Annotated in this window: 12 protein-coding genes and 1 pseudogene; 3 read left to right on the top strand and 10 right to left on the bottom strand. The window is 75.1% G+C overall.

Annotated elements, in window-relative coordinates:
- Nucleotides 1-245: 245 nt before the first annotated feature.
- Nucleotides 246-1,829, bottom strand: a complete 1,584-nt coding sequence (locus CNX65_RS08450; protein ID WP_096492264.1) for a diguanylate cyclase domain-containing protein — start codon at nucleotides 1,827-1,829, stop codon at nucleotides 246-248.
- Between the two features lie 205 nt (nucleotides 1,830-2,034).
- Here CNX65_RS08450 and ruvC point away from each other — a divergent pair.
- From ruvC to ruvB, 3 genes and pseudogenes are all read left to right on the top strand, one after another.
- A pseudogene (ruvC, locus tag CNX65_RS08445) lies at nucleotides 2,035-2,643 on the top strand (crossover junction endodeoxyribonuclease RuvC); the annotation flags it as partial.
- Nucleotides 2,644-3,128: 485 nt separating this feature from the next.
- Complete coding sequence (gene ruvA, locus CNX65_RS08435; protein WP_096492263.1) at nucleotides 3,129-3,725, top strand: Holliday junction branch migration protein RuvA; 597 nt, start codon at nucleotides 3,129-3,131, stop codon at nucleotides 3,723-3,725.
- Between the two features lie 92 nt (nucleotides 3,726-3,817).
- Nucleotides 3,818-4,816 (top strand): Holliday junction branch migration DNA helicase RuvB, encoded by a 999-nt coding sequence (gene ruvB, locus CNX65_RS08430; RefSeq protein WP_232520137.1) that lies wholly within the window; start codon nucleotides 3,818-3,820, stop codon nucleotides 4,814-4,816.
- Nucleotides 4,817-4,933: 117 nt separating this feature from the next.
- On the opposite strand, the gene CNX65_RS08425 is transcribed toward ruvB, so the two are convergent.
- The 9 genes from CNX65_RS08425 to CNX65_RS08385 all read right to left on the bottom strand — a co-directional run bounded on the left by CNX65_RS08425 (nucleotide 4,934) and on the right by CNX65_RS08385 (nucleotide 13,166).
- Complete coding sequence (locus CNX65_RS08425) at nucleotides 4,934-5,482, bottom strand: DinB family protein (RefSeq protein ID WP_096492262.1); 549 nt, start codon at nucleotides 5,480-5,482, stop codon at nucleotides 4,934-4,936.
- Nucleotides 5,483-5,590: 108 nt separating this feature from the next.
- Nucleotides 5,591-6,070, bottom strand: coding sequence for a TspO/MBR family protein (locus CNX65_RS08420; RefSeq protein WP_096492261.1), 480 nt, complete (start codon nucleotides 6,068-6,070; stop codon nucleotides 5,591-5,593).
- Between the two features lie 213 nt (nucleotides 6,071-6,283).
- Nucleotides 6,284-6,508: a hypothetical protein gene (locus tag CNX65_RS08415; RefSeq protein ID WP_096492260.1), complete on the bottom strand. Its 225-nt coding sequence runs from the start codon at nucleotides 6,506-6,508 to the stop codon at nucleotides 6,284-6,286.
- Between the two features lie 72 nt (nucleotides 6,509-6,580).
- Nucleotides 6,581-7,138 carry a hypothetical protein gene (locus CNX65_RS08410; RefSeq protein WP_096492259.1) on the bottom strand — a complete coding sequence of 186 codons (558 nt, stop codon included), beginning with the start codon at nucleotides 7,136-7,138 and terminating at the stop codon, nucleotides 6,581-6,583.
- Nucleotides 7,135-7,800 carry a PP2C family protein-serine/threonine phosphatase gene (locus CNX65_RS08405; protein ID WP_096492258.1) on the bottom strand — a complete coding sequence of 222 codons (666 nt, stop codon included), beginning with the start codon at nucleotides 7,798-7,800 and terminating at the stop codon, nucleotides 7,135-7,137. Before CNX65_RS08405 ends, CNX65_RS08410 begins: the two co-directional genes overlap by 4 nt.
- On the bottom strand, nucleotides 7,791-9,461 hold the full coding sequence (locus tag CNX65_RS08400) for a hypothetical protein (protein ID WP_096492257.1): 1,671 nt from the start codon (nucleotides 9,459-9,461) through the stop codon (nucleotides 7,791-7,793). Before CNX65_RS08400 ends, CNX65_RS08405 begins: the two co-directional genes overlap by 10 nt.
- Before the next feature lie 173 nt (nucleotides 9,462-9,634).
- Entirely contained in the window at nucleotides 9,635-11,038 is a 1,404-nt protein-coding gene (locus CNX65_RS08395; protein WP_096492256.1) for a GH1 family beta-glucosidase, read from the bottom strand.
- A 20-nt stretch (nucleotides 11,039-11,058) separates the two neighbouring features.
- Nucleotides 11,059-12,063 carry an ABC transporter ATP-binding protein gene (locus CNX65_RS08390; protein ID WP_096492255.1) on the bottom strand — a complete coding sequence of 335 codons (1,005 nt, stop codon included), beginning with the start codon at nucleotides 12,061-12,063 and terminating at the stop codon, nucleotides 11,059-11,061.
- Complete coding sequence (locus CNX65_RS08385; protein ID WP_232519752.1) at nucleotides 12,060-13,166, bottom strand: ABC transporter permease; 1,107 nt, start codon at nucleotides 13,164-13,166, stop codon at nucleotides 12,060-12,062. The genes CNX65_RS08390 and CNX65_RS08385 overlap by 4 nt, the downstream gene beginning before the upstream one ends.

The following is a 13,166-nucleotide window of genomic DNA, read 5'->3' as shown; positions in this document are numbered from 1 at the left end:
GGGGGTGGGCAAGGGGCGGTGGAGGTGGTCGGGGCGGGGCCGTCCGGGGGTGCGGCGACCGGGGCGCGAGCACGGGGCGTAGCCGGGTTGAGCTGCGGCGGGAGTGCTCGGGGGTGGGTTCCGGGGTGGGCGGCGCGGCGCGGTCGCGGGAGGTTCGAGCGGTTTGCCGCAGTCGGGCGGGTGCGGGCCTTGACAGCGGCGGGCGGGGCGGCGGCCACCGTCCGTTGACGATCAACGCCCCCCGGTCAGCCGATGGCGCCCACCGGGCCGCCGATCTGGCCGCCGCCCGCGCCGACGACGATGCCCTTGCCGAGGCGCTTGGCCGCGTACATCGCCGCGTCCGCGTCGCCGAGCAGGTCGTCGGGGGCGACCGGCTGGCCGTGGGCGCGGCGGGCGATGCCGACGCTGGCCCGGATGCGGTGCTCGCCCAGCGCGGTGCGGTGCGGCGCGACGAGCACCCGCAGCACCCGCTGGCCCACCTCGTCCGGCGGCGCGTCGCCCTCGATGAGCACCCCGAACTCGTCGCCGCCGAGGCGGGCCACGGTGTCGCACTCGCGCACGCAGCGCTGGAGCCGCTGCGCCACGATGCGCAGCACGGCGTCGCCCTCGGCGTGCCCGTAGTTGTCGTTGACCTCCTTGAACCCGTCCACGTCGATGAACAGCAGCGCGATCGGGCCGTCCGCGCACAGCGCCGCGGCGAGGCGCTCGCGGAACAGGGCGCGGTTGGGCAGGCCGGTCAGCGGGTCGTGGTAGGCCTGGTGGCGCAGCCGCTCGCGGCTGTCGCGCAGCTGCTCGACCAGGCGGACGTTGTCGATGAGGGTGAGCAGCTGGCGCAGCACGACCAGGCCGACGACGCCGAGGCCGACGTAGATCTCCAGCGGTTTGAGCGGGGTGCCGGTGGCGGTGCCGACCACGACGAACAGGCCGGTGGCGGCCATCGGCAGGTACGGGACGAGCAGGTGCAGCAGCTCGCCCGCGCGCAGCAGGCCCTCGTCGGCCCGGCCGCGCCGCACGCCGGCGGGGGCGAGGGCGGCCAGCAGGAGCAGGGCCGGGCAGATCATGAAGCCGATGTCGGCGGAGGTCGGGATCTCGGTGGTCCCGGTGCTGACCAGGTAGGCGAACACCCAGCCGGAGGACGACTGGGCCAGCGCGGCGAGGCCCAGGAAGAGCATGGGCAACTGGCGGACCGGGCGGTGCGTCCAGGAGAGGACGAGCAGCACCACGAACAGCACCAGGTAGGCGGCCGGGTGCGCGACCACGGGCAGGAACGACAGGCCGGTGGCGGCCCACTTGCGCAGCATCGACTCCAGGGCGGCGACCCAGGTGAGGACGAACAGCGAGCCGACGACGATCAGCCCGTCGAGCACGAGCACGAGCCTGCCGCGCGCGGCCCCGACCTCGGCCGGTCCGCCGCCGAGCACCAGCACCGCGCCGAGCGCGAGCACCGGGACGAGGGTGAACCCGGCCTGGGCGAGCGCGGAGGTGGGCAGGGAGGCGCCGAGGACGACCTGGCCCCAGGTCCAGGCGCACAGGCCGAGCACCAGGCAGCCGAGCGCGCCGGTCATCCAGATCCGCCAGCGGCGGGCCGGGCCGGTGCGGCGGGCGGCCTCGCCCCAGAAGCAGACGAGGGCGGCGGTGGCCCAGACGAGCTGCGAGAACTTGTCCAGCGCGACGGAGACCTCGCGGCCGAGCGCGTCCGACACGACCAGGGCGACGAGGACGGACAGGACCACCCCGACGAGGGCGGCCACGACGCCGAACCGCTTCAGGGACATGGCACCCGCCTGCCGCGACTGGCTCGCCTTGTGGACCACAGCCACTGTAACCATCCCGTGACGCTCTGTCGATCGGGGGGTGCGTTTCGATCACGCAGAGCGCGCTTCCGCGTGGAATGCGCCAGGGTGGGCTCGACGCCGCGGGCGGCCCCCGTCCCGCGTTGCGCTCCCGCCCCCGGCGATGGGGAACACTAAGGTCTGTCGAACTGGTGTTCGCCAACCGGGTGACCACCGGACGAGTCGAGGGGCGTGAGCGGGCGTGCGCGTGTTCGGGGTCGACCCCGGTCTGACCCGCTGCGGGTTCGGGGTGGTCGACGGCGGGACCGGGCGCACGGTGCGGCCGGTGGCGGTGGACGTGGTGCGCACCCCGGCGGACGAGGACCTGTCGCGGCGGTTGCTGCAACTGGCGGACGCGGTCGAGGTGTGGCTGGACCGGTACGCGCCGGACGTGGTGGCGATCGAGCGGGTCTTCAGCCAGCACAACGTGCGCACGGCGATGGGGACGGCGCAGGCGGGCGGGATCGTGGCGCTGGCGGCGGCGCGGCGCGACCTGCCGGTGGAGTTCCACACGCCGAGCGAGGTGAAGGCGGCGGTGACCGGGTCGGGGCGCGCGGACAAGGCGCAGGTCACGGCGATGGTGACGAAGGTGCTGGGGTTGAAGGTCGCCCCGAGGCCCGCGGACGCGGCCGACGCGCTGGCCCTGGCGATCTGCCACCTGTGGCGGGCGCCGATGAAGTCGCGCCTGGAGCAGGCCCAGGCGCGGGCCGCCGAGATCGCCAGGAACCACCGGGCGCGGTTGGCGGGGGCGGTCGGTGGGGCTGGGGCGGTCGGCGGGGCTGGGGCTGCGGCTGGGGCGCGGGCCGGTGGTGCCGCGGCGCGGACCGGGGCTGGGGGCGCCGCCGGGACTGCGGCACGGGCCGGTGGCGCTGCGGCGCGGACCGGGGGCGCGACCACTCGCGCAGGCGACCCCCTTATTACTGACAAGCGCACCACCGCCACACCCCGTTCCACCACCGCCCGCCGAGCCACCTCGGGCGGGACCACTCCCCCGGCCGCCGCGCAGGCGCGGGCCGCGCGGACCGCGCCCCCCACGGGCGGGGTGCGGGCCACGCCCGCCACCACGCCGGTCGCCACCACCCCGGCGTCCGCGCCCGCTGGCGGATCGGTCGTCGTGCCGGCAGCCCCACCGGCCGTCCCGCCAGCCGCTCCACCCACCGCCCCACCGGCCGCACCACCGGCCGCTCCACCCCCTGCCCCACCCACCGCTCCACCGGCCGACCTCCCGTCGGCCGCTCTCACCGCTCTTTCCGCCGACCTCCCGTCGGCCGCCGCTGAACCCGGAGGGAAGTCCTCGTGATCTCGTCGCTGCGCGGACAGGTGCTGTCCATCGGTCTCGACCACGCCGTCGTCGAGGTGGGCGGGGTGGGGTTCGCCGTGCAGGCGACTCCCGCCACGCTCGCCTCGCTCCGGCGCGGTGAGGAGGCGGTGCTGTCGACGGCGCTGGTGGTCCGCGAGGACTCGTTGACGCTGTTCGGGTTCGCCGACGCCGACTCGCGGCAGCTGTTCGGCCTGCTCCAGACCGTGTCCGGCATCGGCCCCCGGCTGGCGCTGGCGACGTTGGCCGTGCTGGAGCCGGAGAAGCTGCGGGCCGCGCTCGCCGAGGGCAGCGTCAGCGTGCTCACCCAGGTGCCCGGCATCGGCCGCAAGGGCGCGGAGCGGCTGGTGATCGAGCTGCGGGACAAGGTCGGCCAGCTCGCGACCGCGCCCGCCGCCGACGGCGTGGTGGCGGTGGGCCGGGTGCGCGACCAGGTCGTGGAGGCGCTGCTCGGGCTCGGGTTCCCGGCCAAGCAGGCCGAGGCGGCGGTCGACGGCGTGCTCGCCGAGGACCCGTCGCTCGGCACGTCGGTCGTGCTGCGCAAGGCGCTGTCCGGGTTGGGGCGCAAGAAGTGACCGGGTTCGGGGGCGCCGACTTCACCGACTTCGGCGAGTTCGCGGACGGCGGGTTCGACGGCGGGTTCGACGGCGAGGAGGCGCTGAACCCAGTGCGCGAGCCGGGCGAGCGCGACCTGGAGACCACGCTGCGCCCGAAGGACCTGCGCGAGTTCGTGGGCCAGCCGAAGGTGCGCGAGCAGCTGGAGCTGGTGCTGCACGGCGCGATGCGCCGGGGCGCGCCGCCGGACCACGTGCTGCTGTCCGGCCCGCCCGGCCTGGGCAAGACCAGCCTGGCGATGATCATCGCGGCGGAGCTGGGCGCGTCGCTGCGCATCACCTCCGGGCCCGCGCTGGAGCGGGCGGGCGACCTGGCGGCGATGCTGTCGAACCTGGTCGAGGGCGACGTGCTGTTCATCGACGAGATCCACCGCATGGCGCGCCCCGCCGAGGAGATGCTGTACCTGGCGATGGAGGACTTCCGGGTCGACGTCGTGGTCGGCAAGGGTCCGGGCGCGACCAGCATCCCGCTCGACATCGCCCCGTTCACCCTGGTCGGGGCCACCACCCGGTCGGGCGCGCTGACCGGCCCGCTGCGCGACCGGTTCGGGTTCACCGGTCACATGGAGTTCTACACGCCGGAGGAACTCGACCTGATCGTGCGACGGTCGGCGGTGATCCTGGGCGTCGACCTGCGCGAGGACGGCGCGGCCGAGATCGCCGGGCGCTCGCGCGGCACGCCCCGCATCGCGAACCGGCTGCTGCGCCGGGTGCGGGACTTCGCCGAGGTCAGGGCGGACGGCGCGGTGACGCTGGACGTGGCGCGGGCGGCGCTCGCGGTGTACGACGTGGACGAGCTGGGCCTGGACCGGCTGGACCGGGCGGTGCTCGGCGCGCTGGTGCGCTCGTTCGGCGGCGGCCCGGTGGGCGTGTCGACCCTGGCGGTGGCGGTCGGCGAGGAGCCGACGACCGTGGAGGAGGTCTGCGAGCCGTACCTGGTGCGCGCCGGGATGCTGGCCCGCACCCCGCGCGGCCGGGTGGCGACGGCCCTGGCCTGGCAGCACCTCGGCCTGGAACCCCCGGACCACGCGCCGGGCCTGCTGGAGGGCTGACCTGCTGGAGAGCTGACCTGCCGGGAAGCCGGGCGGAACGGCGGGCGGTCCCGGTGCACCCGGAACCGCCCGCCGCCCTCGCCCCGCACCGTTGGCGTCGGCCGGGACCGCGCCCCGTCAGCCCATCGTCTTCTGCCCGTCGATCGACTCGCGGATGATGTCCGCGTGCCCGGCGTGCTGCGCGGTCTCGGCGATCAGGTGCACCAGCACCCGCCGCACCGTCCTGGTCGCGCCCGGCTCGAACCACGGCGCGATCGGCAGCTCCCGCGCCCGGTCCAGGTCCAGTCCGGGGATCGCCGCGTCGGTCTCCGCCGCGACCCGCGCGTACTCGGCCAGCAGCTCCTCGGCGGTCTGGTCCTCCGCGATCCGGAACTCCTCGCGGAACGCCTCCTCCACAACGGCCAGCCCGGCCGGGTCCGAGGGGAAGTCCATCACGTGCGGCTCGCCCTTGGCGAAGCGCATCCACTCGGCCTCCATGGCCGTGAGGTGCTTGACGATGCCGCCCAGGGTCAGCTCGCTCACCGTGCTCCGCGCGGTCAGCTGCTCCCGCGTCACGCCGCCCAGCGTGTGCCGCAGGAACCCCCGGTGGGTTTGGAGCGCCTCGACCAGGTCGGCGGCCTCGGCGGTGCTGTTCGCGGGACCGGCGGCGGGTGCTGCGGTGGTCATGGTTCCCCCTCTTTCGTGGTCTGGGGGGAACCTACGAGGCGATGCGGTCAGCTCCGGTCCTCGTTCGACCGGAGCACCGCCCCACTCGCGGGTGAACTTCGGGCGGGGTCAGTTCAGCGCCACGATCGCCGCGTTGAGCGCCGTCGCGAACCCGACCCACAGCAGGTACGGCACGAGCAGCAGCCCGGACGCCCGGTGGCCGCGCCGCAGGAACACCACGATCAGCGCCACGATCGAGGCGAGGAGCAGGACGATGTCCGCCAGCGCGACCGCGTACAGGTCGGCGGCGAAGAACAGCGGGGTCCACAGGCCGTTCAGCACGAGCTGCGCCGCGAACAGCCCCAGCTCCCAGCGCACGCCCTCGCGCTTCCAGAACAGCCACCCGGACACCGCGATCATCACGTAGAGCACGGTCCACACCGGACCGAACAGCCACGGTGGCGGCGCCCACGACGGGGTTTCCAGGGCCTGGTACTCGGTCGCCGCGGACATCGAGGCGAGCGATCCCGCCACGGCGACCAGCGCCACCGCTGCGCCGAACGCCGCCAGTCCTACCACCGGGTGTCGTCGTGCCGCCAGATCAGCCATGCCCCGAGGCTAGGAGCGCCCGGCGCGGCGCGCACGACAGAACGAGCACGGGCGGTCACCAGAAGCGGCGCGTCACCCGGACGCACGGTCCGCTGCCCCGAACGGGGCTGCGGGTGGTCCCGCCGGTGGGGCAGGCTCCGCCGCGCGGGGCGCGCCGGGTGGCCGGTCCCCGCGGACGAGCGCCGCCGGGGCGCCCGCCCGCAGGCTTCGCGCTCACGCCGCCTGCGGCGGCGCGCCGAGCAGCGCGCGACCGGTCTCGGTCAGCACGACGGGACCCGAGGTGCCCGCGATCAGCCCGGCCACGACCAGCCTGCGGCCGAGGAACTGGTCGCAGCACGACAGCCCGTCCACCATCAGGTTCCCCTGGTCGAGCGTGCAGCGGCCCTCCGCCACCGCGCGCAGGACGGCGTGCTCCCTGGGTGTGAGGTTCGTGGTCATGGCGATCTCCTCCCGTGCGTTTGCTCACCTCGGTACGGCCCGCGACGCCGGGGCAATAGCCCGTTCCGGTTGTCAAAGGGGAGCACGGGTTGCGGTCCAGGTGCCGATGCCCGCCATGGGGTCGCCGCCCAGGGACTGGATGGCCGACACCACCTGCTCGTCCTCGCGCGGGCGGTGGTCCTCGGCGTGCCTGGCGGCGGCGCGGTGCTCGTCGCCGCTGCGCGGGCGCGGGGCGGCGCCGGTGCGCACGTGCAGCGCCGACGCCCCGACCACCCCGCCGAGCAGCGGCAGCACGGGACCGGGCGGGTCCCAGCCGGAGTCCAGGAACAGCTCGTCCAGGTCCGGGTCGAGCGGCTCGTCCAACCAGCCGGTCCCGGCGCGCACCCCGGCGAACCTGGCGTCGCCGGTGAGCACGACCCGCCGCTCGTCCGACCGGTACCGGACCGCGCACGCGCCGCCCCTGGCGTGCCGGAGCAGCACCTCCACCACCGGGTCGAGCGGCGAGCCGGAGCGGACGAGCCGCCAGCAGCGCTCGACCACGCGGGCGTCCGGGTCGGCCTCCACGAGCAGCCAGGTGCCCTCCCCGGCCAGGGCGACCCACTGGCCGGGCGAGTACGCGACCTCGCTCACCGGGGCACCGCCACGTCCACGACCACGGCCGTCGCGTTGTCCCGGCCACCGGCCTCGACGGCGCGGCGCACCAGCTCGTCGGCGGCCACGCCCGGTTCGGCGATCCGGGACAGCACGTGCGCGATCTCGGCGTCGTCCAGCTCGTTGGTGAGCCCGTCCGAGCACATCAGGAACCGCTCGCCCGCGGCGGGCGGCATGACCAGCAGGTCGGGGGTGGGGGTGCGGTCGACGCCGAGCGAGCGGGTGAGGACGTGGCCGCGCGAGTGGTCGGTGGTGAGACGGGCGAGGTCGCCGTCGAACAGGCGGTACACCCGCGAGTCGCCGATGTTGAACACCGCCCAGTGCGCCTGGCCGAGCACGTCGACCATGGCGATGCCGGTGGCGGTGGTGCCCATGCCGCGCTTGCCGGGGTCGGTGGCGCCCTCGGCGAGCATCGCGTCGTTGGCCTCCTCCAGCGCGCGCTGCACGTCGCCGACGCGGCGGGCGGGTGTGGCGTCGAGGTCGCGGAGCGCGGCGACGGCGAGCGCGCTGGCCACCTCGCCCGCCGCGTGCCCGCCCATGCCGTCGGCGACGGCGAACACGTGCGCGCCGACCAGCGCGCAGTCCTCGTTGTCGTGGCGCACCCGGCCGACGTCGGTGGCCATGCCCGCGGTCAGCTGCACGGCGCGGTCCCGAACGGCGCGGTCCCGAACGGCGCGGTCCCGAGGGAGGCGGGCCCGAACGACGGGGACCGGAACAGCTCGGCCAACCCGGACGCCGCGTCGGCCCGCCCGGCGCCACCGAGGGAGGTCGCCCAGCCGCCGTCCTCGTCGACCGCGATGCCGATGCTGCCGGACCAGGCGGCGGTGCGGGTGCGCACCAGGACGGCGGCGCGGCCCCTGGGGTGGGGTGTGGGGGGCGGTTGGGCGGGCGGCGCGGCGACCGGGGGACGGCCTGCGGGGAGCGCGGCGGGCGGTTGGGTGACGGTCGCCTGGCCGGCGGACGGCTGGGCGGCGCGCGGCTGGGCAGCGGTCGCCTGGCCGGCGGACGGCTGGCCGGCGCGCGGCTGGGCGGCGGGTTCCTGGCTGGTAGGTGGTGGGCCGGCGGGCGGCCGAGCGGTGGACGGCTGCGCGGCGGTCGCCTGGGTGGCGGGCGGCCGAGCGGTAGACGGCTGGCCTGCGCGCGGCTGGGCAGCGGGTTCCTGGCTGGTGGGCGGTTGGCCGGCGGGCGGCCGAGCGGTGGACGGCTGCGCGGTCGACGGCTGGCTGGCACGCGGCTGGGCAGCGGTCGCCTGGCCGGCGGACGGCTGGCCGGCGCGCGGCTGGGCGGCGCGCGGCTGGGCGGCGGCGGGCGGTTGTGGTCTCACGGGGAGCAGGTTCGCAGGTGGGCCCGCGGTGGCGGGTGGTTTCGCGGTTGCGGGCGGCCCGGTCGGGGGCGCGGGTGTCCTGGTGGGCAGCGGGTTCGCCGGGAACGCGGTGGGCGGCTGCGCGGCGGGCCCCGGCGGCCTGCCCGCCTGCTGCCCCACCACCGGCTGCCCCACCACCGGCTGCGCTCCCGCCCGCCCCACCCCGAACCCCCTGGTGTGCCCGGCGTCGAACCAGTCCGTCGCGCGCTCCGCCTTCCCGAGGTGCCGCTCCAGGAACAGCCGGGCCTGCTGCCCGACCGGTGTCGCGCGGTCCAGGAGGCGGACCGCGAAGCGGGCCCGCCCGAGCGCCAGGAGCGCCAGGTGCACGCGCGGGCCGGTGATCGCGTACGCCAGGGCGTTCTCCGCCAGCATCGCGGTCACCCGGTCGGCGCTCTCCAGCGCGGCCAGGACGGCCGCCGTCTCGTCGCGCAGCACCAGCTCCGCCCCCTGCTCGACGGCCAGGCCCCTGGCCAGCAGGGACGCCGCGCCCGCCGCCACCGCCTCCGGCGAGGTGGGCAGGCGCAGCTCGGCGCACAGGGCGGGCAGGGCGCTGGGCTTGGCCCTGGCCAGGTAGCCCAGCTCGGCGGCGGTGAGGACCAGGCCCGCGGCGGGGACCGCGCCGGGGCGCAGGGCGGCGACGCCGAAGAACAGCTCGATGCCGTCGTTCCACGCCTCCTCGCGCAGCACCACCCGGTCGGCGGTCACCCCCGCCGCGCCCATGCCCAGGACGAAGTCGGCGACGTCGCGGATGAAGCCCCGGTCGGCCGCCGCACCGGGATCGGGCGCCCCCAACCGCTCGACCCCGTGCGCCCCCGAGCCGCTGTCCAGGGCGAACCACCCGCCGGGCGCGTCGTCCCACCGCCGCGCCCGGTCGCCGCCCTCCCCCGCTACCCGCCCCATGAGGTTCCTCTCCGCGTTGGTCCCGGACGCACCGGTCATCGCGGCACCCGTCGCGGGCGTTGCACGAATTCCACGATGGGATGAACTTGAATTCATTCCTTGGGGTATCGCCGATTGTGCGGAAATAACCGAAACGCCAGTTCAGCGCGTTCCCCGGAACGCGGAGCGGCGGCCGGGAGAATCCCGACCGCCGCATTCGGGGGAGAAGAACCTCAGCCCTCCCGGACCCGCTCGGCCACGTCCCGGTACCAGAGCGCGCTCGCCTTGGGCGTGCGCACCTGGGTCTCGTAGTCCACGTGCACGATCCCGAACCGCTTCTCGTACCCGTACGACCACTCGAAGTTGTCCATCAGCGACCACGCGAAGTACCCGCGCACGTCCGCCCCGCCCTCGCGCGCCCGCGCGACGGCCGCGATGTGCGAGTCCAGGTACGCCACCCGGTCCGCGTCGTCCACCGACCCGTCCGGCGACACGACGTCGTCGAACGCCGCCCCGTTCTCGGTGATCACCATCGGCGGCAGGTCGGGGTACTCGCGCGCGTTCTGCAGCAGCAGCTCGGTGAACTGCTCCGGCACGATCTCCCAGTCCATCGCGGTGACCGGCCGCCCGTAGCGCAGCTCCCGGTCCACCGGAAGCCCGTCCGCGTCGACCGTCGAGCCGTCCTCGGCGGTGCCGGAGTACCTGGAGCTGGTGTAGTGGTTGATCCCCAGCACCTCGATGGGCTGGGAGATCAGCTCCAGGTCGCCCTCCCGCACGGGCAGCTCTGCGCCGCGCGCGGCGAGGTCGGCGACCACGTCGGCCGGGTACTCGCCGGTGACCACCGGGTGCAGGTAGATGCGCCTGCCGAGGCCGTCCGCGCGCCGGGCGGCCTCGCGGTCGAGCTCGCTGTCGGTGGCGGGCGCGGCGTGGCCCATGTTCAGCGTGATGCCGAACTCGGTGGGCTTGGTCGCCGCCTCGCGCATCCGCCGGGTGGCCAGGCCGTGGCCGAGCAGCAGGTGGTGCACGGCCTTGATGGCGTCCGGGAAGTGCGTGCGGCCGGGCGCCTGCCTGCCGACGTGGTAGCCGAGCATCGCCGAGCACCACGGCTCGTTGAGCGTGGTCCACGTGCGCACCCGGTCCTGCAGCGCGTCGAACACCAGCATCGAGTAGTCGGCGAAGCGGTAGGCGGTGTCGCGGACGGGCCAGCCGCCCGCGTCCTCCAGCTCCTGCGGCAGGTCCCAGTGGTAGAGCGTCACCCACGGGTCGACGCCCTTGGCGAGCAGCTCGTCCACGAGCCGGTCGTAGAACGCCAGGCCCTTGGGGTTGGCGGGGCCGACGCCGCCCGGCTGGACGCGCGGCCAGGCCACCGAGAACCGGTAGGTGTCGACGCCGAGCGAGCGGATCAGCTCCACGTCCTCGGGCATCCGGTGGTAGTGGTCGCAGGCCACGTCGCCGTTGTCGCCCTCGTGCACCATGCCGGGGACGCGGCAGTAGGTGTCCCAGATGGACGGTCCGCGCCCGTCCTCGGCCACCGCCCCCTCGATCTGGTAGGCGGAAGTGGCCACGCCCCAGCGGAACGAGGGGGGCAGCGACGCGATGGCCGGGTCGAACCCGGCGGCGCGTGCGGTGGTGTCCACAGTGGATCTCCTCCTGGAGGTCAGGACCCGTTGTCGTGAACGGGGTGCAGCCAACAGGCCACGGCGCGGTCGGCGCCCGGCTGGTCGCCGGGGAGGCCGAGCGCCGGGACCTCCACACCGCAACGCTCCATTGCGCGCGGACAGCGGGGGTGGAACGCGCAGCCCGAGGGCATTCCGCGCAGGTCCGGCGGTGAGCCGGGGATGCCCGCGAGCAGGCGGCGGGGGCCGCGCAGCGCGGGGAACGAGCCGAGGAGGCCCTCGCTGTACGGGTGCAGCGGCGTCCGGTAGATCTCCGAGGACCCGGCCTGCTCGACGATGCGCCCGCCGTACATGATCGCGATCCGGTCGGAGAACTCGACCAGCAGCGACAGGTCGTGGGTGATGAACACGACCGAGAACCCGAGCCGCTCGCGCAGGTCCACGAGCTGGCGCAGGATCTGCCGCTGCACCACCACGTCCAGCGCGGTGGTCGGCTCGTCCATGATCACGACCTCGGGCTCCAGCACCAGCGCCATGGCGATCATGACGCGCTGGCGCATCCCGCCGGAGAGCTGGTGCGGGTAGCTGTCGAGCCGGTCGGCGGCGATGCCGACGAGCGCGAGCACCTCGCGGGCCCGCGCGAGCCGGGAGGCCTTGGTGCTGCTCGGGTCGTGGGCTGCGACGACGTCGGTGAGCTGGGTGGAGATCCGCTTGACCGGGTTGAGCGAGTTCATCGCGCCCTGGAACACGATCGCGGTCTCGGCCCAGCGGAACGCGCGCAGCCGCTCGTCGGACATCCGCAGCACGTCGACGGGCCCGTCGGGGCCGTGGTAGAGCACCTCGCCGGAGGCGACGACGCCGGGCGGCGGGAGCAGCCTGGTCATGCCGTAGGCGAGGGTGGACTTGCCGCTGCCGCTCTCGCCCGCGAGGCCGAGGACCTCGCCGCGGTGCAGGGTCAGGTCGACGTCGCGCACGGCCCGCACGGCGTCGGCGCCGAGGCCGTAGTCGACGTTGAGGGCTCGGATCTCCAGGACCGGCTCGCTCACGACTCCCCCTCCCCGGTGGTGCGGGCAGTATCGCCCTCGGTGGTGTTCCCGGTGCGGCGGCCCCCGGCCGGGATGTCCTTGCCTGCGGCCGGGATTTCCCCGGTGGCAGCCGGGATGTCCTTGGTGGCGGCGGGTTTCGGCGCGGGCGCCAGCACCGGCGTGAAGCCGACGCGCATCCGCACGGTGCGGCCGTCCTCGGTCTTCGCGGTGGTCCTGCCGCCACCGCGCAGGCGCGGGCTGACGAACTCGTCGATGCCGAAGTTCACCAGCGACAGCGCGGTGCCCAGGAACGCGATCGCCAGCCCGGCGGGCACGAACCACCACCACGCGCCCTGCGCGAGCGCCTGCTGGCCCTGCGCCCAGAACAGCACGGTGCCCCAGTTCCAGGTGCCGCTCGCGGACACCCCGATGAACGCCAGGGTGATCTCGGAGACGACGGCGAAGATGACCGTGCCGACGAAGCCGGAGGCGATGACCGCCGTCAGATTCGGCATGATCTCGAAGACGATGATCCGCCAGGTGGACTCGCCGGTGGCGCGCGCGGCCTCCACGTAGTCCCTGCGGCGCAGCGACAGCGTCTGCGCGCGCAGCACCCGCGCGTTCCACGCCCACGAGGTGAGCCCGATGACCAGCGCGATGGTGACGTCGGTGGTCTCGGGCAGCGACGAGGTGATGATGATGATCAGCGGCAGCGCGGGGATGACCAGGAAGACGTTGGACAGCGCGGAGAGGCCCTCCGCGCCGAACCCGCCGAGGTAGCCGGAGGTGACGCCGACCAGCACCGACAGCACGGTGGCGATGGCGGCGGCGAGGAACCCGACGAGCATGACGCTGCGGGTGCCCACGACCACCTGGCTGAAGATGTCCTGGCCGAGGTGGGTGGTGCCGAACCAGTGCGCCGCCGACGGGCCCTGCATGACGTCGGAGCTGCGCGCGGACGGGTCGTGGGGCGCGATCCACGGGCCGATCACGGCGATCAGCGCGAACAGGCCGAGCACGACGAGTCCGGTGGTGGCCTTGGGGTTCGCGACGAACCGCAGCCTGCTGCGCTTGGCGGGCGCGGCGGAGGGCGCGGTCCCGGTCGTGGTGGGGATGACGGCCAT

The organism is Actinosynnema pretiosum, assembly GCF_002354875.1.
Classification (GTDB): Bacteria; Actinomycetota; Actinomycetes; order Mycobacteriales; family Pseudonocardiaceae; genus Actinosynnema; species Actinosynnema auranticum.
This window is presented reverse-complemented; position numbering and strand designations above follow the sequence as displayed.